The organism is Pseudomonas sp. ASL3 (assembly GCF_056680425.1).
Map to the genome: position 1 here is coordinate 4700373 of NZ_CM155281.1, position 19776 is coordinate 4720148.

The 19776-nt window shown below is 59.6% G+C and carries 17 protein-coding genes; 6 read left to right on the plus strand and 11 right to left on the minus strand.

The window, feature by feature from the left end:
* Positions 1 to 16 precede the first annotated feature (16 nt).
* The 5 genes from AC1MEE_RS21835 to AC1MEE_RS21855 all read left to right on the plus strand — a co-directional run bounded on the left by AC1MEE_RS21835 (position 17) and on the right by AC1MEE_RS21855 (position 4949).
* On the plus strand, positions 17 to 2185 hold the full coding sequence (locus tag AC1MEE_RS21835) for a xanthine dehydrogenase family protein molybdopterin-binding subunit (protein ID WP_480411623.1): 2169 nt from the start codon (positions 17 to 19) through the stop codon (positions 2183 to 2185).
* Positions 2186 to 2201: 16 nt separating this feature from the next.
* Positions 2202 to 2783 (plus strand): hypothetical protein, encoded by a 582-nt coding sequence (locus AC1MEE_RS21840; protein ID WP_480411624.1) that lies wholly within the window; start codon positions 2202 to 2204, stop codon positions 2781 to 2783.
* 58 nt (positions 2784 to 2841) lie between these two features.
* The gene (locus tag AC1MEE_RS21845) at positions 2842 to 2997 is read left to right on the plus strand and encodes a Rho termination factor N-terminal domain-containing protein (protein ID WP_480411625.1); all 156 of its coding nucleotides are present in this window, start codon (positions 2842 to 2844) and stop codon (positions 2995 to 2997) included.
* A 94-nt stretch (positions 2998 to 3091) separates the two neighbouring features.
* Positions 3092 to 4189, plus strand: coding sequence for a DUF3182 family protein (locus AC1MEE_RS21850; RefSeq protein WP_480411626.1), 1098 nt, complete (start codon positions 3092 to 3094; stop codon positions 4187 to 4189).
* Positions 4179 to 4949: an alpha/beta hydrolase family protein gene (locus tag AC1MEE_RS21855; RefSeq protein ID WP_480411627.1), complete on the plus strand. Its 771-nt coding sequence runs from the start codon at positions 4179 to 4181 to the stop codon at positions 4947 to 4949. Before AC1MEE_RS21850 ends, AC1MEE_RS21855 begins: the two co-directional genes overlap by 11 nt.
* 387 nt (positions 4950 to 5336) lie before the next feature.
* Here AC1MEE_RS21855 and catA read toward each other — a convergent pair whose 3' ends face one another.
* Genes catA through AC1MEE_RS21870 form a run of 3 tightly spaced genes read right to left on the minus strand, consistent with a single transcriptional unit; the run spans position 5337 to position 7773 of the window.
* Positions 5337 to 6266: a catechol 1,2-dioxygenase gene (gene catA / locus AC1MEE_RS21860; RefSeq protein ID WP_480411628.1), complete on the minus strand. Its 930-nt coding sequence runs from the start codon at positions 6264 to 6266 to the stop codon at positions 5337 to 5339.
* A gap of 54 nt (positions 6267 to 6320) precedes the next feature.
* Positions 6321 to 6611 carry a muconolactone Delta-isomerase gene (catC, locus tag AC1MEE_RS21865; protein ID WP_480411629.1) on the minus strand — a complete coding sequence of 97 codons (291 nt, stop codon included), beginning with the start codon at positions 6609 to 6611 and terminating at the stop codon, positions 6321 to 6323.
* A gap of 13 nt (positions 6612 to 6624) precedes the next feature.
* Positions 6625 to 7773, minus strand: coding sequence for a muconate cycloisomerase family protein (locus AC1MEE_RS21870; RefSeq protein ID WP_480411630.1), 1149 nt, complete (start codon positions 7771 to 7773; stop codon positions 6625 to 6627).
* 109 nt (positions 7774 to 7882) lie between these two features.
* On the opposite strand from AC1MEE_RS21870, the gene AC1MEE_RS21875 reads away from it, so the two are divergent.
* Positions 7883 to 8764 (plus strand): LysR family transcriptional regulator, encoded by an 882-nt coding sequence (locus AC1MEE_RS21875; RefSeq protein ID WP_480411631.1) that lies wholly within the window; start codon positions 7883 to 7885, stop codon positions 8762 to 8764.
* 61 nt (positions 8765 to 8825) lie between these two features.
* Here the strand turns inward: AC1MEE_RS21875 and AC1MEE_RS21880 are convergent, their stop codons facing one another.
* From AC1MEE_RS21880 to AC1MEE_RS21915, 8 genes are all read right to left on the minus strand, one after another.
* Positions 8826 to 9764 carry a 2-hydroxyacid dehydrogenase gene (locus AC1MEE_RS21880; RefSeq protein ID WP_480411632.1) on the minus strand — a complete coding sequence of 313 codons (939 nt, stop codon included), beginning with the start codon at positions 9762 to 9764 and terminating at the stop codon, positions 8826 to 8828.
* A 70-nt stretch (positions 9765 to 9834) separates the two neighbouring features.
* The gene (locus AC1MEE_RS21885; protein ID WP_480411633.1) at positions 9835 to 11160 is read right to left on the minus strand and encodes an MFS transporter; all 1326 of its coding nucleotides are present in this window, start codon (positions 11158 to 11160) and stop codon (positions 9835 to 9837) included.
* Between the two features lie 152 nt (positions 11161 to 11312).
* Positions 11313 to 12866: a galactarate dehydratase gene (gene garD / locus AC1MEE_RS21890; RefSeq protein WP_480411634.1), complete on the minus strand. Its 1554-nt coding sequence runs from the start codon at positions 12864 to 12866 to the stop codon at positions 11313 to 11315.
* A gap of 10 nt (positions 12867 to 12876) precedes the next feature.
* Positions 12877 to 14250: an MFS transporter gene (locus AC1MEE_RS21895; protein ID WP_480411635.1), complete on the minus strand. Its 1374-nt coding sequence runs from the start codon at positions 14248 to 14250 to the stop codon at positions 12877 to 12879.
* 175 nt (positions 14251 to 14425) lie between these two features.
* Positions 14426 to 15871 (minus strand): aldehyde dehydrogenase family protein, encoded by a 1446-nt coding sequence (locus tag AC1MEE_RS21900; RefSeq protein ID WP_480411636.1) that lies wholly within the window; start codon positions 15869 to 15871, stop codon positions 14426 to 14428.
* Between the two features lie 77 nt (positions 15872 to 15948).
* Positions 15949 to 16860: a 5-dehydro-4-deoxyglucarate dehydratase gene (gene kdgD, locus AC1MEE_RS21905; protein ID WP_480411637.1), complete on the minus strand. Its 912-nt coding sequence runs from the start codon at positions 16858 to 16860 to the stop codon at positions 15949 to 15951.
* 287 nt (positions 16861 to 17147) lie between these two features.
* Positions 17148 to 17897, minus strand: coding sequence for a FadR/GntR family transcriptional regulator (locus AC1MEE_RS21910; protein WP_480416296.1), 750 nt, complete (start codon positions 17895 to 17897; stop codon positions 17148 to 17150).
* Between the two features lie 97 nt (positions 17898 to 17994).
* Entirely contained in the window at positions 17995 to 19731 is a 1737-nt protein-coding gene (locus AC1MEE_RS21915) for an ABC transporter ATP-binding protein/permease (RefSeq protein ID WP_480411638.1), read from the minus strand.
* Positions 19732 to 19776 lie beyond the last annotated feature (45 nt).

The window sequence follows — 19776 nt, forward strand, 5'->3', positions numbered from 1 at the left end:
GCATTGGAGAACCGAGATGGGTAACCTGACCGACACGTCAAGACGTGGATTTCTCAAGACCAGCGCGGTAGTGGGTGCCGCGCTGGTCGTTGCGTTCACCCTCCCCGGCGGCAAGCGCTTTGCCTTTGCCGGCGACGCACCAGCCGCGACCACCTTTGTCCCGAATGCGTTCCTGCGCGTTGGCAGTGACGACAGCGTGACCGTAGTGCTCTCGCACTCGGAGATGGGCCAGGGTGTGTGGACCGGGCTTGCGATGTTGATCGCCGAGGAGCTGGACGCTGATTGGTCGAAAATCCGGGTCGAACACGCGCCCGTCGCACCGGCCTATGGCAACCTGGCGTTCGGCGGCCTGCAAGGGACCGGTGGCTCGACCAGCGTTTGGTCCGAGTTCGACCGTTATCGGCAAGCCGGAGCGACCGCCCGAGTGCTGCTGGTTCAGGCCGCCGCGAAACGCTATGGCGTGCCCGTGTCAGAGATCAAGACCGAGAATGGTGCGGTGCTGGTCGGTGGGCAGCGGGTCAATTACGGTGATCTGGTGGCGGACGCGAGCAAGCTTCCCGCACCCGCCCCGGCCACGCTGAAGCTCAAGGAGGCCAAGGACTGGAAGGTCATCGGCAAACCGACCAACCGCCTCGACACGCCTGAAAAGATCAGCGGTCGCGCCAAATTCGGGATGGACGTGCAGTTCGACGGCCTGATGACCGCCGTGGTCGCCCGTTCGCCGGGGTTCGGTGGCCGTCCGCGCTCTGTGGACGCGAAAGCGACATTGGCCATCCCCGGTGTGCGCAAAGTGGTGCAGGTGCCCAGCGGCGTCGCGGTGATCGCAGACCACTTCTGGGCCGCCAAGCTCGGGCGCGATGCGTTACAGATCGACTGGGATCGCGGCCAATCCGCAGGGCTGGACAGCGACAAACTGTATGCCGAATTCAGCGCCCTGGCCGACGGCCCTGGCGCCACCGCAGCACAAGCCGGCAACACGCAAACCGCTCTGAGCAAAGCACTGAAAACCATCGAGGCCGACTACAGCGTGCCTTATCTGGCGCACGCACCAATGGAGCCGCTCAACTGCACGGTCAAGCTCAGCGACGATAAATGTGAAATCTGGACCGGTACGCAATTCCAGACCATCGACCAAAAGGTCAGCGCGCAGATCACCGGCCTCAAACCGGAGCAGATCGAAATCCATACCATGTTTCTGGGCGGCGGGTTTGGCCGACGCGCCACCCCCGTCTCGGACTTCGTTTCTGAAGCCGTTTATGTGGCCAAGGCGGCCGGCATGCCGGTGAAAACGGTATGGACCCGCGAGGACGACATACAGGGCGGCTATTACCGCTCGGCGTTTCTGCACCGGGCGCGCATCGGGCTGGGCGAGGACGGTTTGCCCGTGGCCTGGGAGCAGATCATCGTCGGTCAGTCACTGGGGGCCGGGACCCCGTTCGAAGCGATGCTGGTGCATGAAGGTATCGATCACACGTCAGTCGAAGGCGCGTTCGATTCGCCCTACCTGAAATCGGTGGCCAACTATCACGTCAGCCTGCACTCCCCCAGGACCGGTATCCCGGTGCTGTGGTGGCGTTCGGTCGGCCACAGTCATACCGCGTTCGTCATGGAGTCGCTGGTCGATGAGCTGGCCCATGCAGCCGGTAAGGATCCGCTGGAATATCGCCGCCTACTGCTCAAGGATCATCCTCGGCATCTGGCCGCGTTGAATCTGGCTGCTGAAAAGGCCCAATGGGGTACACCACTGCCTGAGGGACATGCCCGAGGCATGGCGGTGCACGAATCGTTCGGCAGCTTTACCGCGCATATTGCCGAGGTCTCGGTGGAGAACGGCAAAATCCGCGTGCATCGGGTGGTCTGCGCGGTGGATTGCGGAACGGCGGTCAACCCCCGCGGGATCGCGGCGCAGGTCGAGTCGGCCGTGGCCTTCGGCCTGAGTGCGGCCCTGTTCGGCAAGCTCACGTTCAAGGATGGCCAGGTGCAGCAATCGAACTTTCACGATTACCGTGTGCTGCGCTTGAACGAGATGCCGGTGGTCGAAGCGCATATTGTGCCCAGCACCGGGAAGATGGGCGGCATCGGCGAGACGTCAGTGCCCCCCGTGGCGCCCGCCGTCGCCAATGCGGTTTTTGCACTCACCGGCCAGCGCCTGCGAGTATTGCCACTGCAACTGGCCGTCGTCTGAGGTGAGGAGGTTTGTAATGAAGACCCTACACCCACTTCTTTCAACCCTGCTGTTGCTCGGCCTCTGCGCCTACGCCTCGAACCTGATCGCCGATGACCAGCAAGCTGCCATTGCGGCCTTCGCCACTGTGCAGAAGGTGCTCCAGCATCCTCGCTGCCAGAACTGTCATATCCCCGGTGATTCACCCTTGCAGTTCGACGCCGGTTTGCCCCACGCGATGAACGTGGTTCGCGGCGAGGATGGCAAAGGTGCTGCGGGCTTACCTTGCGCGACCTGCCATGCCGAGGCCAATCCACCCACCAGCTTCGGCCCCCATGCCCCGCCGGGTGCGCCACATTGGGGTCTGCCACCGGCAGCGCACAAAATGGCCTGGATCGGATTACCCGCCGATCAGTTATGCAAATTGATCAAGGACAGATCCAGCAACGGTGATCGCGATTTCGCTGCGCTGATCAAACACGTAGACAGCGACAAACTGGTGCTGTGGGGCTGGAACCCCGGCGGCAACCGCGCTCCGGTCTCGGTGCCTCATGATGAGTTCATGGTGCAGTTCAAACGCTGGGCTGAGGCCGGTGGGCCATGTCCTGCAGGTAGTTGAGTCTTGGACCACTCATCAGAAACGGATGAACTCCACCTGCTGGCTCTTTTCTTAATCCATGAGGCTGGGTGGACATGGCGCACCCCGTAACAACCAATCCCTCGAATCACAAACCAAGGCCGACCTCATGCAACGGGCGCGAGGTCTGAACATTGCGGGTCGCTCAAGCATGAGTAAACAGGCGTTGATCAGCGCCATCAGCAAAGCCTCGTAAACGTGAATCGGACCGATCTGACCGAATAGCCACCGCGCTGTCCGCTAAATTTTTCATAGCAGGAAGTTTGCTTATGAGCAGGTCTGGAACGAGCATGGAAAAGGCTGAAGTCGTTCTTTTGTCCACCCATAAAAACCTCGCCATCCATGAAGTCGTGGTTCATCAAGCACTGGCCGGAAAAATTGCCCATCTATTAGGCGCGCGCTTTTGTGGGCTGTATGACAGCGCGGTGCACAAAGGTGCGCAGCTTTACTTCATCCCTTCGGACACACTGTTTGGCCGAGCGCAAAACCGCGTGTTGGGCATCAAGTCCGTCGATGACTTTTTTGGCGGCATGATCGACCAGCCTTTTATGGCAACCAAAGCGATTTCCCATCCGCTGGTGGAGAACGCCACGGCCCAACCGGCCGGCTGGTCCGAACAGTTTTGCCGGCAAGCCGGTGACGCAGTGCTGGAGGGCTTTACCGCGTTCAATCAGGGCGACGCGCAACGAGCCGGCAGTCTGTTGCTGGCCCATGGACCGGTGAGGATAAAGCCGGTACTGGCCACCGCCGGTCGCGGGCAGACAGTAGTGACCAGCGAATCGCAACTGGCCGAAGTGATCGCGGCGCTGGACCTTGAGGAAGTCGCCACCTGGGGGCTGGTGCTGGAAGAGGATCTGCAGGACGTCGTTACCTACAGCGTCGGTCAGGTGCAGGTCGCGGGGATGACCGCCAGTTATTACGGCACACAGAGCCTGACGCAAGACAATCAAGGCGCGACCGTCTATGGCGGGTCAGAACTGTGGGTGATGCTGGGCGATTATCCGGAGTTGCTCAAACTCGGCCTCGAAGAGCCCATCAGGTGCGCAGTGACGCAGGCCATGAGTTATGAAAAGGCCGCCATTGCTTGCTTCCCGGAGTTTCTTGCCTCCAGGCGCAACTACGATATCGCTCAAGGCAAAAACGCTCGCGGACACCGGTGTTCCGGAGTACTGGAGCAATCCTGGCGTATCGGCGGCGCCAGCGCGGCGGAAATTGAAGCGCTGATGGCGTTTGCCGCAGACCGCTCATTACGCCGAATCCGAAGCTCTACCCACGAAGTCTATGGCGAAACCACATTACCGGCCGATGCCAAGGTGCTTTATACAGGCAACGATCCCGACGTGGGGTTCATGACCAAGTACACCAGGGTCCAACCTTATGAGCATTAGCAGTGAGAGCATTGAAATTGCCGTTGATGACCAGTCGATCTCCGGCACGCTGCTGACGCCCAGCACCAAACTGCCGGGGATTCTTTTCGTACATGGCTGGGGCGGCAGTCAGCAGCGGGACCTGGCGCGGGCGAAAAACATCACCGGCCTGGGCTGCGTGTGCCTGACGTTCGATTTGCGCGGTCATGAGCGCACCCACGATCAACGCGCCAGCACCTCCCGCAAAGATAATCTGGAAGACCTGCTGTGCGCCTACGACCGGCTGGTCAGCCACCCCGCCGTGGACAGCACCGCGATTGCCGTGATCGGCAGCAGTTATGGCGGCTATCTGGCGACCATTTTGAGCGGCTTGCGCCCGGTGAAATGGATGGCATTGCGAGTACCCGCCCTGTACTGGGATGCCGACTGGAACATGCCCAAACAGGAACTGGATCGGGACAAGCTTGCCCACTACCGACGCTCGGCCGTGACCGCTGCCGATAACCGCGCGTTGGCCGCGTGCAAGGAATTCAAAGGTGATGTGTTGCTGATCGAATCAGAGCGGGACGATTACGTGCCGCATGCCACGTTGATGAGTTACCGCACCGCCTTCGAAGCGGCGCACTCGCTAACCTACCGCATCGTCGACGGCGCCGACCACGCACTGACCAGCGACAGCAGCCAGCGCGCCTACAGCTCGATACTGAGCAACTGGATCAGCGAAATGGTCATCGGTGCCCGTCTTGAGGACTACCCGCATCATTCGGCGACGTATTCGTGATCTGCGGTCGCGGGGTATCTGATACACCGCGTCAAACCCATCGCGAACAAGTTAGCTCTCATCAAATAACCTGTAAGTTTTTGAAAAACAAAGCATAAATTTTATTAAATTTTCAACCAAACACCGATCCCCTGTAGGAGCTGACTTGTCTGCGATAGGCCGGGGTCGCGTCCGACACGAAGGACCTTCCAGCGGTGGTGAATTCACCATTTTTGCCAGCGCTTCGGTCGAGCGCGACCCCGGACGGATCGCAGACAAAACTACGCGTCCCGGTCTCTCCTACGCCCTCCGGGCAGAATCGAGACCGGGATCTCCTACACAGGCTGTGGCAAGACAAGGCAAAAACAGGCGCCGAAGCGCCTGTTGATGACAACTAAAACCGGTCCATCAATCCTCTAAAGCACGCACCCTTTCCATGCGGCCTTGCTCTTCAGCGTGATCGGTGGACTGCACGGCGAAGTCGAAGTCGATTTCGGCGAAGCGGCCTTCGACGCCATGAGCGCGTGCGGCGGCCGGATCTTCGCTGAAGTGGATTTCGGCGATCAGTTCGTCACGGGTGGCGTAGGCGAAGTCGTCGTGCAGATATTGCTCGCCCGACAGGTTGATCTGGGTTGTCAGGTGACGGTGGCCAGGAGCCGAGATGAAGAAGTGGATATGCGCCGGACGCTGGCCGTGGCGGCCCAGTTGGTCGAGCAGTTTCTGCGTCGGGCCATCCGGTGGGCAACCGTAGCCGGACGGCACGATGCTGCGGAAACGGTAGTTGCCCTGAGCATCGGTTTCGATACGGCGACGCAGGTTGAATTCGGATTGCGCAGGGTCGAAGTAAGAGTAGGTACCGCCGGTATTGGCGTGCCAGACGTCGACGATAGCGTTGGCCACCGGCTTGCCGTCCAGATCCTTGATCTGGCCTTTCATGAACAGCACGGTGCCCGCGTCGGTGCCATCGTCCAGACGCGCTTCGTGTTTGCTCAGTGGAGCGCCGGCAACATACAGCGGGCCTTCGATGGTGCGCGGCGTGCCACCGGTCTTGCCGGCTTCTTCGTCTTCGGCATCCATTACCAGGTCGAGGTAGTGTTCGAGGCCCAGACCGGCAACCAGCAGACCCGCTTCCTGACGAGCACCGAGTTCATTGAGGTAGTTGACCGCTTTCCAGAACTCTTCTGGTGTGACGCTCAGCTCGTCGATGATTTTCACCGTGTCTTTCAGGATGCGGTGTACCAGCGTCTTGACTCTCGGATTGCCGACATCATTGAGCTGGCCGCTGGCTTCCTTAAGGAACTGCTGGACGCTTTCGGTCTGGGAGATTTTGACAGTCATTATTAAATCCTCATCTTTTGTATTTGTTAGTGGGCACGCAGGCACAGGTGCCGATTAACGGTCGTCTTCGCGAACCGATGATGGGTGACGGCACAACGCATTCACTTCGAGGGTCATGTACGGATACAAGGGCAATTGCATCAGCAAGTCGTGCAGCTCCTGAACGCTGTCGACATCAAACACGCTGTAGTTGGCGTACAGACCGGCGATGCGCCAGATGTGTCGCCACTTGCCAGATTCCTGCAGGCTCTGAGAGAAGGCTTTCTCCTCGGCCTTGAGCCGGGCGACCTTTTCAGGGTCCTCGCCGAGCGGAATATTCACGGTCATTTTTACGTGGAACAACATGCTGATGGCCTCCTCAGGCAACGCTGACGGCAGTGGAAGTCTTGTCGCGACGGAAGAACGCCAGACGCTCTTCATCCAGGCTCAAACCCAGACCCGGCGTGCGCGGAACGTGCAGCTGGAAATCACGGTAGACCAAGGGTTCGGTCAGAACATCTTCGGTCAGCAACAGTGGCCCGAACAGCTCGGTGTCCCACGCCAGTTTGGCCAGGGTCAAGAACGCATGAGCCGACGCCAGGGTGCCGATGCCACCTTCGAGCATAGTGCCGCCATACAGGCCGATACCCGCCGCTTCAGCGATGGCCGCCGTGCGCAACACCGCACGCGGACCGCCGTTCTTGGCGATCTTCAGGGCGAACACCGAGGCCGCGCCTTCACGGGCCAGGTTGAAGGCGTCTTCAACGCATTCAATGGATTCGTCGGCCATGATCGGCGCCGGACTGCGCGCATTCAATCGGGCCATACCGGCGCGGTTATTGCGCGAAATCGGTTGTTCGATCAGGTCGATACCGTTGTCACCCAAAACCTGACAAGCGCGAATCGCCACCGCTTCATCCCAGGCCTGGTTGACGTCGACCCGCACACTGGCGCGGTCGCCCAGGGCGTGTTTGATGGCGATGACGTGGGCCAGATCCTTGTGCACTTCACCGGCGCCGATCTTGAGTTTGAAGATCCGATGACGACGAATATCGAGCATTTTTTCGGCTTCGGCGATATCCCGCGCGGTGTCGCCACTGGCCAGCGTCCAGGCGACAGGCAGTGCCTCGCGGACCCGGCCACCGAGCAGTTCGCTGACTGGCAGGCCAAGGCGCTTGCCCAAGGCATCGAGCAACGCGCTTTCGATCCCGGATTTGGCGAAAGTATTACCCTTGGCGGCGCGGTCAAGACGCAACATGGCCGCGTTGATATTGCTCGCATCCTGGCCGACCAGCAGGGGCGCCAAGTGGGTATCGATATTGGTTTTGATGCTTTCCGGGCTTTCGTTACCGTAGCTCAGGCCACCGATGGTGGTGGACTCGCCGATGCCTTCGATACCGTCGGAGCAGCGCACGCGGATCACCACGAGCGTCTGATTCTGCATGGTGTGCATGGCCAGCTTGTGCGGGCGGATGGTCGGCAGGTCGACAATGATCGTCTCGAACGACGCGATCACGATGGAAGTCATTTCAATACCCATTAGGTTCTTTGTTTTCAGGCTTGGATATTGATCCGACCCTTTTGCCCTTTCCAATATAGAATTGGTCTTATTCGATACTTTAAAGGTATGCAGCGTCATGGAGCTTCGTCATCTGCGTTACTTCCAGGTGCTCGCCGAGACCCTGAATTTCACCCGCGCCGCCGAGCGCCTGCATATCGCCCAGCCGCCCTTGAGCAGGCAGATTCAGCAGCTTGAAGATGAGCTGGGGGTGATGCTGCTCGAACGTGGCCGGCCGCTGCGCCTGACCGAGGCCGGACGTTATTTCTACGAACATTCCCATACCCTGCTTGATCAACTCGGCACCGTTTGCGACACCACTCGACGCATTGGTGCAGGCGAAAAAACCTGGATGGGTATCGGCTTCGCACCCTCGACGCTGTATGGCGTATTGCCGGAATTGATTCGTCGATTGCGCAGCGATGAGCATCTGGAACTGGAACTGGGGCTGTCAGAAATGACCACCCTGCAACAAGTCCAGGCACTGAAAGCCGGACGCATTGACATCGGTTTCGGCCGGATTCGCATCGACGATCCGGCGATCCATCAGCGCATCCTCACCGAAGACCGTCTGGTGGCCGCCCTCCCCGCCGGACATCCACTGCTCGCCGGCCCGGCCAGCCTCGCGCAACTGGCGCGCGAACCGTTCGTGCTGTATCCGGGCAACCCGCGCCCCAGCTATGCCGACCACATCCTGGCACTGTTCGACGCCCACGGCCTGAGCATCAAGGTCGCGCAATGGACCAACGAAATGCAGACGGCGATTGGGCTGGTCGGGGCCGGAATTGGCGTGACCTTGGTGCCGGCGTCGGTGCAATTGCTGCATCGGATAGACATCGGCTACACCACCTTGCTGGAAGCAAACGCCACCTCGCCGATCATTCTCAGTCGGCGGATTGGTGATGTGACGCCTAGCGTGACCCATTGTTTGAGTTTGATTGATCAGTTGTTGGTGCAGTGAAAAGCGAAGGCTCGCTCTGCCTAGTGCAGCAGGCAAGCCAGCGCCTACAGATCGGCTGAAATCACACCGCGTTTTCAACCTCCCCACGGCTGATGAACGCCTGCAAATTGCTGAACAGCATGTCTTCCATGCCCAGACGGGTTTCTTCGGTGCCGCTGGCGATGTGTGGCAGCAGCACCACATTTGGCAGGTCGAGCAAGGCGCTTGGTACCTTGGGTTCGGCCTCGTAGACATCCAGCCCGGCCGCGCCGAGTTTGCCGCTGAGCAGAGCCGCGACCAACGCCGGTTCATCGACCACTGAGCCGCGAGCGACGTTGATCAGCGTGCCCTTCTCACCCAGCGCTTCAAGTACCTCTGCGGTAATCAGGTGGTGCGTGGACGGCCCGCCGACGCAGGTCAGTACCAGGAATTCCGACCAGCGCGCCAGTTCGATCAGGTCCGCTTCATACTGATGCGGGCTGGTCGCGTCCGGTTTGCGGTTGTGATAGCGCACCTCCATGCCGAAGCCGCTGGAGCGTTTCACCACCTCTTTACCGATCCGCCCGAGGCCGACGATGCCCAGGCGTTTACCGGTGACGCTGCGGCCCAACGGGAATGCCTTCGCCCCCCAGGAGCCGTCACGGACGAAGCGGTCGCCGAGGGCGATTTTGCGGGCGCTGTCGATGATCAAGCCCATGGCCAGATCGGCGACGCAGTCATTGAGTACATCCGGCGTGTTGCTGATCTGGATACCGCGTACACGGGCGACCTCCACGGCAATGGCGTCATACCCCACACCAAAACTGCAGATCGCCTTCAGGTTGGGTAGCGCTGCCAGTTGAGCGGCTGAACAGCCGAACCGTGCAGAGGTGATAACGATATCGAACTCCGCGCCGTGGGCTTTGAGAAAGCCAACCGGGTCAGCCTGGGTCCAGAGTGGCTGGACGTCATAGGCGGCTGCCAGACGTTGATTGAACCTGTCGGTCAATGCGCCGATTTGCAACAAGCGTGGTTTAGCCATCAAACGATTCCTCAATTGGAGAGGGACGAGCCACAGCCCGGCCCCATTTTCAGCGCTAGACAGTTCAGCACTAGACGGGTTTCAGAACGATGCGATGCAAACGGCCCAACAGCAGCGAATAGGACAAGGTGCCCAGCAGCGATACCAGCCCGATGAAGTTGAATGCCCAGGCGAACGAGCCGGTGCTCTGGACAATGAAGCCGACCATGATCGGGGTCACGATGCCGGCCAGGTTGGCCGACAGACTGGTGATGCCGCTGGTCAAACCGATCAGTTCCTTAGGCGCCACTTCCGACACTGCGGCCCAGGACGCCGCCGAGATGCCTTGGGCGAAGAAAGCAACGGTCAGGATAGCGATACACAGTTCATTGGACTGGGCAAAGTTGACCAGAACAATCGACATGCCCAACGCAGAGCCCACTACCAGCGGCGTCTTGCGGGCGAATGACAGAGAGAAGTTGCGCCGGATCAGCAGGTCAGAGAACCAACCGGCCAGCAATACGCCAACGGTGGCGCCGATGTACGGCAGCACGGCAAAGATGCCCACTTTGACCATGGTCATCTTGCGCTCTTCCATCAGGTAGGTCGGGAACCAGGTGAGGAAGAAATACAAGGCTGAGGAGCTGGCGAACTTGCCAATGCAGATCGCCCAGACCTGACGGTAGGTGAACAACTGACGCACCAGTTTCCAGTTGAACGGCGTGCGCTCCTTGCTGCAGGAGACCAGACCACCGCCTTCTTCGATGTAGCTCAACTCCTCCTTGCTGACCTGTTTATCAGCCAGCGGGTCGCGGTATTTCCAGTACCAGATCGCGCCAAACACCACGCCTGCACCGCCGGTGACATAGAACACGTGCTGCCAGCCATAGGTGGTGGCAATCCACAGCAGCAGGCCGGAAAACAGCGCCGTGCCGATGTATTGGCCCATCACGTAGATGCTGGTCGCCAAGCCGCGCTCACGGGCCGGGAACCACAGGGTGACGGCACGGCTGTTGGCCGGGAATGCCGGGGCTTCCATGGCGCCGATGGTCAGGCGCAGACCGAACAACGTGGCGAAGTTACCGACCGCGCCCTGAAAGACCGTGGCGACGGACCAGGTGATCAGCGATATGCCGTAGGTCAGCCTCGAGCCGAAACGGTCGGCCATATAGCCACCCGGCAGGAGTGCGAAGGCGTAGGTCCAGGCGAATGCGGAGAAGATCAGCCCCATCTGGAACTTGTCCAGATCCAGATCCTTGGCCATGAACGGCGCGACGATGGAGATGTTGATCCGGTCGACGTAGTTGATCACCGTGGCGATCAACACCAGCGCCAACATGAAATATCGCCGCCGGGTCGGTAGCGCCGTGGATGGACTAATGGCAATCGCCGGGCGAACGGAGGTGTCGGTCTGCATCGTAATACCCTCTTTATTTTTATTAGTGGTTATTCGATAGAGCGTGTGGACGGTACTGCGTCTTCGCCGCGGGACGCGTAGTTGCAAGCCTGCCCCCAGATGTATGCAATCCCTGTGGGAGCAGGCTTGCCTGCGAAGCTTTTAGCCGAATGTCAGGTAATCGGCGCCGGGTTGAACAAGGTGATGTCGTTGTGCAGGCGGTAATGCTCGGTCCAGGTTTTTTTCCGGCCGCTGGCGACGTCCAGGTAGAAGTGAAACAACTCCCAACCCAGGTCTTCGATGCTGGCGCGACCGGTGGCGATGCGCCCGGCGTCGATATCGATCAGGTCGGGCCAGCGCTGGGCCAGCTCGGTGCGGGTCGACACTTTCACCACCGGCGCCATGGCCAAACCATAGGGTGTGCCGCGCCCGGTGGTGAACACATGCAGGTTCATTCCCGCCGCCAACTGCAAGGTGCCGCAGACAAAATCGCTGGCCGGCGTCGCACAAAAAATCAGGCCTTTGCGCTTGAACCGCTCGCCAGGGCCCAGCACGCCGTTGATCGCGCTGCTGCCAGATTTGACGATGGAGCCCAGGGACTTCTCGACAATATTCGACAACCCACCCTTCTTGTTGCCCGGTGTGGTGTTGGCGCTGCGATCCGCCTCGCCCTTGGCCAGGTAACGGTCGTACCAATCCATTTCGCGGACCAGCGCTTGCGCCACTTCTCTGGTTTCGGCGCGGGACGTCAGCAGGTAAATGGCGTCGCGCACTTCGGTGACCTCGGAAAACATCACCGTTGCCCCGGCTCGCAGCAACAAGTCCGAGGCGTAACCCAACGCCGGGTTGGCGGTAATGCCGGAGAACGCATCGCTGCCGCCACACTGCATGCCAAGAATCAGCTCGGAGGCCGGTACGGTTTCGCGACGACGCTGATCGAGTTTTTTCAAGCGGGTTTCGGCCAGTTCCATGATCTGTTCGATCATCTCGCCGAACCCGTGGCTGGAATCTTGAAGCCGATACAGCCACGGCTCGCTGAGGTCTACCGAACTGTCGTTTTCGTGCATGACCTGCCCGGCCTGCAATTTCTCGCAGCCCAGGCTGATCACCAACGCTTCGCCCCCCAGGTTCGGGTTGCGGGCCAGATTGCGCACGGTGCGAATCGGGATATAAGCGTCAGTCGCGGTGATCGCCACGCCACAGCCGTAGCTATGGGTCAGTGCCACCACGTCATCGACGTTCGGGTACTTGGGCAGCAACTCATCGCGAATACGCTTCACCGCATGACCGAGCACACCCGTCACGCACTGCACGGTAGTGGTGATGCCGAGGATATTGCGGGTACCGACAGTACCGTCGGCGTTGCGATAGCCCTCGAACGTGAAGCCTTCCAGCGGCGCCTGTTTTTCCGGTACTTCGGTGGACAGCGGCAGGCTGTCCAGCGGTGGCGCGGTGGGCATGCGCAGTTGATCTTCCCTGACCCAGCTGCCGCGCGGGATCGCTTGCAGGGCATAACCGATGGTTTGCCCGTAACGAATCACCGAACCGCCTTCGGGGATGTCCACCAGGTTGACCTTGTGGCTTTGCGGCACGTTATCCAGGGTCACCAAACCGTTATCGAACTTAGTACCGGCAGGCACGCCCTGGTCATTGACCACGACCACCACGTTATCCAGTTCATTGAGCTGGATGTAGCGTGGCGAATCGGCATGTTGAATCAGGTTCATCACGGTTTCCTCAGAATTTTGCTTGAGAAAGCTTGTCGGCGCGGTTGCCGATCGCTGGCCCCTTGACTGGCGGCTCTTTCAATTCGACACGTTTGATGTCACCCACGATCACCAGATAACTGATCACCGCCACCAGCGCGTTGGCGCCGACGAACACCAGCGCCCATTTGAACGAGCCCGTGGAGCTAATGATGTAGCCGATCACAATCGGTGTGGTGATCGAGGCGATGTTGCCGAACATGTTGAACAGGCCACCGCTCAAACCGGCGATCTGTTTCGGCGAGGTGTCGGACACCACTGCCCAACCCAACGCACCCACGCCTTTGCCGAAGAACGCCAGGGCCATGAAGCCGACCACCATCCATTCGATATCAACGTAGTTGCAGGCCACGATGGTGGTCGACAGCAGCAAGCCACCAATGATCGGCGCCTTGCGGGCGAAGGTCAGGGAATGGCCTTTGCGCAGCAGATAGTCGGAAATGATCCCGCCCAATACGCCGCCGATAAAACCGCAGATGGCAGGCAGCGAAGCAATGAAGCCAGCCTTGAGAATGGTCATGCCGCGTTCCTGGACCAGGTACACCGGGAACCATGTCAGGAAGAAGTAGGTGATGCCGTTGATGCAGTACTGGCCCAGGTACACGCCGAGCATCATGCGGTTAGTCAGCAACTGACGCACGTAATCCCACTTGGGACCGCCGCTGGCGCCTTTACCCTGGTCCTGATCCATGTCGACCAGGCCGCCGTTATTGGCGATGTGCTCGAATTCGGCCTCGTTGATCATCGGGTGATTGCGCGGGCTGTGGATAACTTTCAGCCAGATCGCCGAGAACACCAGACCCACACCGCCCATGACCACGAACACGTGCTGCCAGCCGAAGGTGTAGACGATCCAACCCATCAGCGGCGCGAACAACACCGTGGCGAAGTATTGTGCAGAGTTGAAAATCGCCGAGGCGGTGCCGCGTTCAGCGGTCGGGAACCAGGCCGCGACAATGCGCGCGTTGCCGGGGAAGGATGGCGCTTCGGCCAGCCCCACCAAAAAGCGCAGCATGAACAGCGCAACGATGGCGGTAGAGACGCCGAACTCACCGACATAACCCTGCAGCACGGTGAACAGCGACCAAGTGAAAATACTCAGCGCATAGACTTTCTTCGAACCGAAACGGTCGAGCAGCCAGCCGCCGGGAATCTGACCGGCCACATAGGCCCAGCCAAAAGCGGAGAAGATAAAACCGAGGGTGACGGCATCAATGCCGAGGCTTTTTTGCAGGCTGGAGCCCGCGATAGCGATGGTGGCACGGTCGGCATAGTTGATCGTGGTCACCAGAAACAGCATGAGCAGAATCAAATAGCGGACGTGGGTCGGCTTGGCGTGTTGCATGTAGATGTACTCCCACTATTTATTTTTTTTGCGGGTAAACATTTTTTGCGTGTTGCTTGTGTAGGAGCTGCCGAAGGCTGCGATCGACCGCATGCGGTCGCTGATTTGGCAATCTCTGAAGGTCCTTCGGACCTTATCGCAGCCTTCGGCAGCTCCTACATTTAATCCAAGCTATTTACGAACCGATGTAGCTGGTTTTAACCACGGTGTAGAACTCTTGCGCGTAGCGGCCTTGCTCACGCGAACCGTAGGAAGAACCTTTGCGACCACCGAACGGCACGTGGTAATCGACGCCAGCGGTTGGCAGGTTGACCATCACCATCCCGGCTTGCGAATGACGTTTGAAATGGTTGGCGTACTTCAGCGAGGTGGTGGCGATGCCCGCCGACAGACCGAACTCGGTGTCGTTGGCCATGGCCAGTGCCGCTTCGTAATCCGCCACGCGCACGATGTTCGCGACCGGGCCAAAGATTTCTTCCTTGCTGATACGCATCTCGGCGGTGCTTTCGGCGAACAGTGTCGGCGCCAGGAAGTAGCCTTCGGTGTCGCAGGTCACCAGCTCACCACCGGTGACCAGACGCGCGCCTTCTTGCTGACCGATCGCGACATAGCTCATGTCTTGATCCAGTTGTGCCTTGGACACGACCGGGCCGATATCGATACCCGATTTCAGCGCATGACCGACCTTGATCGAACGCATGCGCTCGGCCATGGCTTCGACGAACTTGTCGTGGATGCCAGCGGTGACGATGAAGCGGCTGGATGCCGTGCAACGCTGACCGGTGGAGTAGAACGCGCTCTGTACCGACAGCTCGACCGCTTGCTTGAGATCAGCGTCGTCGAGAATGACCTGAGGGTTTTTGCCGCCCATTTCCAGCTGCACTTTGGCTTGACGCGCAATGCAATCGACCGCGATCTGCCGACCGACGCCCACCGAACCAGTGAAGCTGATGCCATCGACCTTGCGGCTTTTGACGATCACGTCACCGACGACACGGCCGCTGCCCATCACCAGGTTGAACACCCCAGCCGGGAAGCCGGCGCGGGAGATGATTTCAGCCAGCGCCCAGGCGCAACCCGGTACCAGGTCAGCAGGCTTGATCACCACGCAGTTGCCGTAGGCCAGTGCCGGCGCAATTTTCCAGGCTGGAATGGCGATCGGGAAGTTCCACGGCGTGATCAGACCGACCACGCCCAGCGCTTCGCGGGTCACTTCGACGTTGACGCCCGGACGCACCGACGGGATGTAGTCGCCAGACATGCGCAGGCATTCACCGGCGAAGAACTTGAAGATGTTACCGGCGCGGGTCACTTCGCCAATCGCTTCAGGCAAGGTCTTACCTTCTTCACGGGCGAGCAAGGTGCCGAGTTCTTCACGACGGGCGAGGATTTCGCTGCCGACTTTGTCCAGCGAGTCGCTGCGCGCCTGGATACCGGACGTCGACCAGGCCGGGAATGCGCTACGGGCTGCGTCGATGGCGGCGTTGACTTGCGCCACGTCAGCCTGGGCGTACTCGCCGATCACATCCGACAGATCGGACGGGTTGATGTTGGAGGAGTAAGTCGCACCGGCAACCCACTCGCCGCCGATGTAGTTATCAAAACGCGTTGAATCAGACACGAACACTCTCCTGATGACCAAGAAACCTAAAGGTAAGAAACCGCTGATTGCTCAGCGGCCTTGATTCATGCGGTCTTTTACTGGGCGCCCTGCTTGTCCATCAGCGCAGCCAGCATTTCAAACTCTTCAGCCGTCAGGTCAGTCAGTGGGGTCCGTACCGGGCCTGCATCGTAACCGGCGATTTTTGCGCCCGCTTTGACGACGCTCACCGCATAACCCGACTTACGGTTGCGGATATCCAGGTAAGGCAGGAAGAAGTCATCGATCAGCTTGCCGACGGTGGCGTGATCGTCGCGAGCAATGGCGTGGTAGAAGTCCATCGCAGTTTTCGGCAGGAAGTTGAACACCGCCGAGGAGTAGACCGGAACGCCCAGTGCCTTGTAGGCAGCGGCGTAGACTTCGGCGGTCGGCAGGCCACCCAGGTAGCTGAAACGATCACCGAGGCGACGACGGATCGACACCATCAACTCGATATCACCCAGGCCGTCTTTGTAACCAATCAGGTTCGGGCAGCGCTCGGCCAGTTGTTCCAACAGCGGCGCGGTCAGGCGGCAGACGTTACGGTTGTAAACGATCACACCGATTTTGACCGATTTGCACACGGCTTCAACGTGGGCGGCAACGCCGTCCTGGCTGGCTTCAGTCAAGTAGTGCGGGAGCAGAAGCAAACCTTTGGCACCCAGGCGCTCGGCTTCTTGAGCGTATTCGATGGCCTGACGGGTAGAACCACCGACACCCGCCAGGATTGGCACACTGGTGGCGCAGGTGTCTACGGCAGTCTTGATCACTTCGGAGTATTCGCTGGCCGCCAGGGAGAAGAACTCACCGGTACCGCCTGCGGCGAACAAGGCGCTGGCGCCGTACGGGGCCAGCCACTCAAGACGCTTGATATAGCCCGCGCGGTTGAAATCGCCCTGAGCATTGAAATCGGTCACCGGGAACGACAGGAGACCTGCGGAAAGGATGGACTTCAGTTCTTGTGGATTCATTATTCGAACACCCTGGATAGCCAAATGTGGAAGGAAGCACACCAGCTCTCAACTGATGTCGTACGTCATCGTACAACTGAAAATAAAATTACTCAAGAGGGATGTGCGGGATTTTGATTTGGGGGTGTGAAGGCCGATCAGCGGTCAGGGAGACCGTGTCGACTCAAGTGTAGGAGCTGCCGAAGGCTGCGATCAACCGGGGACCGGTTGCGACGGTTGATCGTGTGAGGGCCGTTCCGGCCTTATCGCAGCCTTCGGCAGCTCCTACAGGGATTGCGAGCAGCGTGCTAAGCCTGCTGCTGTTCAGCCTCTTCATGGGCATGGCGCAGGCGTTCGCGGCTGTTGGTCAGGTGCAGGCGCATGGCGGCGCGGGCGGCGTCGGAGTCCTGGCGGGCGATGGCTTCGTAGATTTCTTCATGCTCACGGCTGAGGCGGTTCATGTAGTGCTGCTGATCATCATGGGCCAGACGCGCCGAGTTGAGCCGGGTGCGCGGAATGATGCTGGTGCCCAGGTGGGTCATGATGTCGACGAAGTAGCGGTTGCCGGTGGACAAGGCAATCTGCAGGTGAAACTGGAAGTCCGAAGCCACCGCATCGCCGGCCTGGGACGCGCTTTCAATCAGCGCGTCCAGCGCAGCGCGCATGGCAGCGAGTTGCTCCGGGGTGCGACGTTGCGCCGCCAACCCGGCGGATTCAACTTCAAGACTGATGCGCAATTCGAGAATCGCCAGCACATCGCGCAAGGTGACGATGGTTGCCGGATCGATCCGAAAACCGCTAGGGCTTGGCGTATCCAGCACAAAGGTGCCGATACCATGCCGGGTTTCCACCAGACCGGACGCCTGCAAACGCGAGATCGCCTCGCGCACCACCGTCCGGCTCACGCCCTGCTCTTGCATGATCGCCGATTCGGTCGGCAACTTGTCTCCGCGTTTGAGATGGCCATCGCGAATCCGTTCGGAAAGTTCGGTGACCAACTCCTGGGCGAGACTGCGGTGCTTTCTGCGGACACGCGGCGCAGGGCTCTGGTTTTCCATATCGAACATACATCTCAAGGCAATTGAGAACACATGATAACGCAACCGGGTTGTACGATAACATTCGTAAAAACCCGGTCGGTTTCAGGCATCTATTTTAAGCGACAACCTCTGAATGCGGTTGCTCGCGCAAGTGCCCACCATCGATGCGCACATGCCGACGATGGAAGCGCTTGAGGCTGCTGCGATGGCCGACACTGAGCAGGGTCACGCCCGGCAATTCGTCGACCAATGCCTGATACAGCGCGGACTCGTCTTCTTCATCCATGGCCGAGGTCGCTTCGTCGAGATACAGCCAGCTCGGCGCGTAAAGCAGCGCACGGGCGAAGGCTACACGCTGCTGCTCGCCGGGAGACAGCATGCGCTGCCAGTGATCGCTCTCGTCCAGACGTGGCACCAGATGGCCCAGGCGGCAGGTTTCCAGCACTTGAGCGAAGCGCTCGGCGGGATACGCTTCGGGCGCCTGTGGATAACTCAAGGCCTCGCGCAGGGTGCCGATCGGCAAATAAGGCCGCTGCGGCAGAAACAGATAACGCTCGGAGGGCAGCCTTACACTGCCATGCCCGTCATGCCACAACCCGCCCAACGCTCGCAGCAAGGTACTTTTGCCGCTACCCGAACGACCGCTGAGCATCACCCGATCACCCGGCTCGATATCCAGATTGGCACCGTTCAGCAGGTCGCGACCGTCTGCCAGTTTTAGCGCCAGGTTGTCGAAATGCAGCGCGTCGCCGTCACGCTTCACCTTGATATCCGAGGCATGCGCTTCGTTGTCAGTCATGCCCTGACGGAAACTCAGCAGACGATCACAAGTAGCGCGCCAGGAGGCCAAGGTGGTGTACGCGTCGATGAACCAGCTGAAGTTCTCTTGCACGTTGCCGAACGCGGAGTTGATCTGCATCAGACCGCCGAGTTCGATGGCACCGGAGAAGTAACGCGGTGACGCCACGACGAAGGCAAAAACGGTGGCGATCTGAGAATAACCCGCCGTGAAGAAGGTCAGGCGCTTCGAGACCTTCATGATGTTCCAGTAGTTGCTCCAGATCATGCCGAAGCGCGTACTCAACCGTTGATTTTCATTGGGCTCGCCGTTAGAGAAGGCGATGCTTTCGGCATTTTCGCGAACCCGCACCAGCGCGAAACGCAAATCGGCTTCGTAACGTTCCTGTTGGTTGCTCAGTTTGATCAGACGCTGCCCGATCTTGTGGGTCAGCCAGCTGCCGGCCAGTGCATACAAAAGCGCGGCCCAGAACATATAGCCGGGAATCGTGATGCCGAAGAGGTCGATACTGCCCGAGACACCCCACAGGATGATCGAGAACGACACCAGGCTGACCACGGTGCGGATCAAGCCCAGCGCCAGGCTCAGAGTGCTGGACGTAAAACTGTTGAGGTCTTCGGACAACCGTTGGTCGGGGTTATCGGTATAGCCGTGTTGTTCAAGCTGATAGTAGTTTTTGTGAGCGAGCCATTTCGCGAAATGCTGCTCGGTCAGCCAGCGACGCCAGCGGATGGTCAGCATCTGCGTCAAATAAAGACGGTACACCGCGCCCAGAATCGCCACCGTGGCAATGCCGCAGAAGTACAGAATCAGGTGGGTAAACGCTGCGAGGTCTTTCTCTTGCAAAGCGTTGTAAAAGTCTTTGTACCAACTGTTGATCATCACCGAGATCGCCACGCTGAACAGCGACAGCGCGATCACGGAGACCAGCAACAGCCAGGCTATGCCCTTTTCTTCGCTGCGCCAGTATGGCGTTATCAGCTTCCAGACGCGGCGGAAGAACTCTCCTCGTACGGCGTCATTGACCGCGGAATACTCGGCGTTGCGATTCATTATTCAAGCTCGTTTGGGATAGAGAACACGCGTCGAACCGATCAT

Bases quoted from the DNA above. Each gene is read 5' to 3' on its own strand.
- AC1MEE_RS21915 (WP_480411638.1), bottom strand. From the start codon at position 19,731: ATGAATCGCAACGCCGAGTATTCCGCGGTCAATGACGCCGTACGAGGA.
- AC1MEE_RS21855 (WP_480411627.1), top strand. From the start codon at position 4,179: ATGAGCATTAGCAGTGAGAGCATTGAAATTGCCGTTGATGACCAGTCG.
- AC1MEE_RS21840 (WP_480411624.1), top strand. From the start codon at position 2,202: ATGAAGACCCTACACCCACTTCTTTCAACCCTGCTGTTGCTCGGCCTC.
- AC1MEE_RS21845 (WP_480411625.1), top strand. From the start codon at position 2,842: ATGAGGCTGGGTGGACATGGCGCACCCCGTAACAACCAATCCCTCGAA.
- AC1MEE_RS21895 (WP_480411635.1), bottom strand. From the start codon at position 14,250: ATGCAACACGCCAAGCCGACCCACGTCCGCTATTTGATTCTGCTCATG.
- kdgD (WP_480411637.1), bottom strand. From the start codon at position 16,860: ATGAATCCACAAGAACTGAAGTCCATCCTTTCCGCAGGTCTCCTGTCG.
- AC1MEE_RS21870 (WP_480411630.1), bottom strand. From the start codon at position 7,773: ATGACTTCCATCGTGATCGCGTCGTTCGAGACGATCATTGTCGACCTG.
- catC (WP_480411629.1), bottom strand. From the start codon at position 6,611: ATGTTGTTCCACGTAAAAATGACCGTGAATATTCCGCTCGGCGAGGAC.
- AC1MEE_RS21910 (WP_480416296.1), bottom strand. From the start codon at position 17,897: ATGGAAAACCAGAGCCCTGCGCCGCGTGTCCGCAGAAAGCACCGCAGT.
- catA (WP_480411628.1), bottom strand. From the start codon at position 6,266: ATGACTGTCAAAATCTCCCAGACCGAAAGCGTCCAGCAGTTCCTTAAG.
- AC1MEE_RS21875 (WP_480411631.1), top strand. From the start codon at position 7,883: ATGGAGCTTCGTCATCTGCGTTACTTCCAGGTGCTCGCCGAGACCCTG.
- garD (WP_480411634.1), bottom strand. From the start codon at position 12,866: ATGAACCTGATTCAACATGCCGATTCGCCACGCTACATCCAGCTCAAT.
- AC1MEE_RS21880 (WP_480411632.1), bottom strand. From the start codon at position 9,764: ATGGCTAAACCACGCTTGTTGCAAATCGGCGCATTGACCGACAGGTTC.
- AC1MEE_RS21835 (WP_480411623.1), top strand. From the start codon at position 17: ATGGGTAACCTGACCGACACGTCAAGACGTGGATTTCTCAAGACCAGC.
- AC1MEE_RS21885 (WP_480411633.1), bottom strand. From the start codon at position 11,160: ATGCAGACCGACACCTCCGTTCGCCCGGCGATTGCCATTAGTCCATCC.
- AC1MEE_RS21850 (WP_480411626.1), top strand. From the start codon at position 3,092: ATGGAAAAGGCTGAAGTCGTTCTTTTGTCCACCCATAAAAACCTCGCC.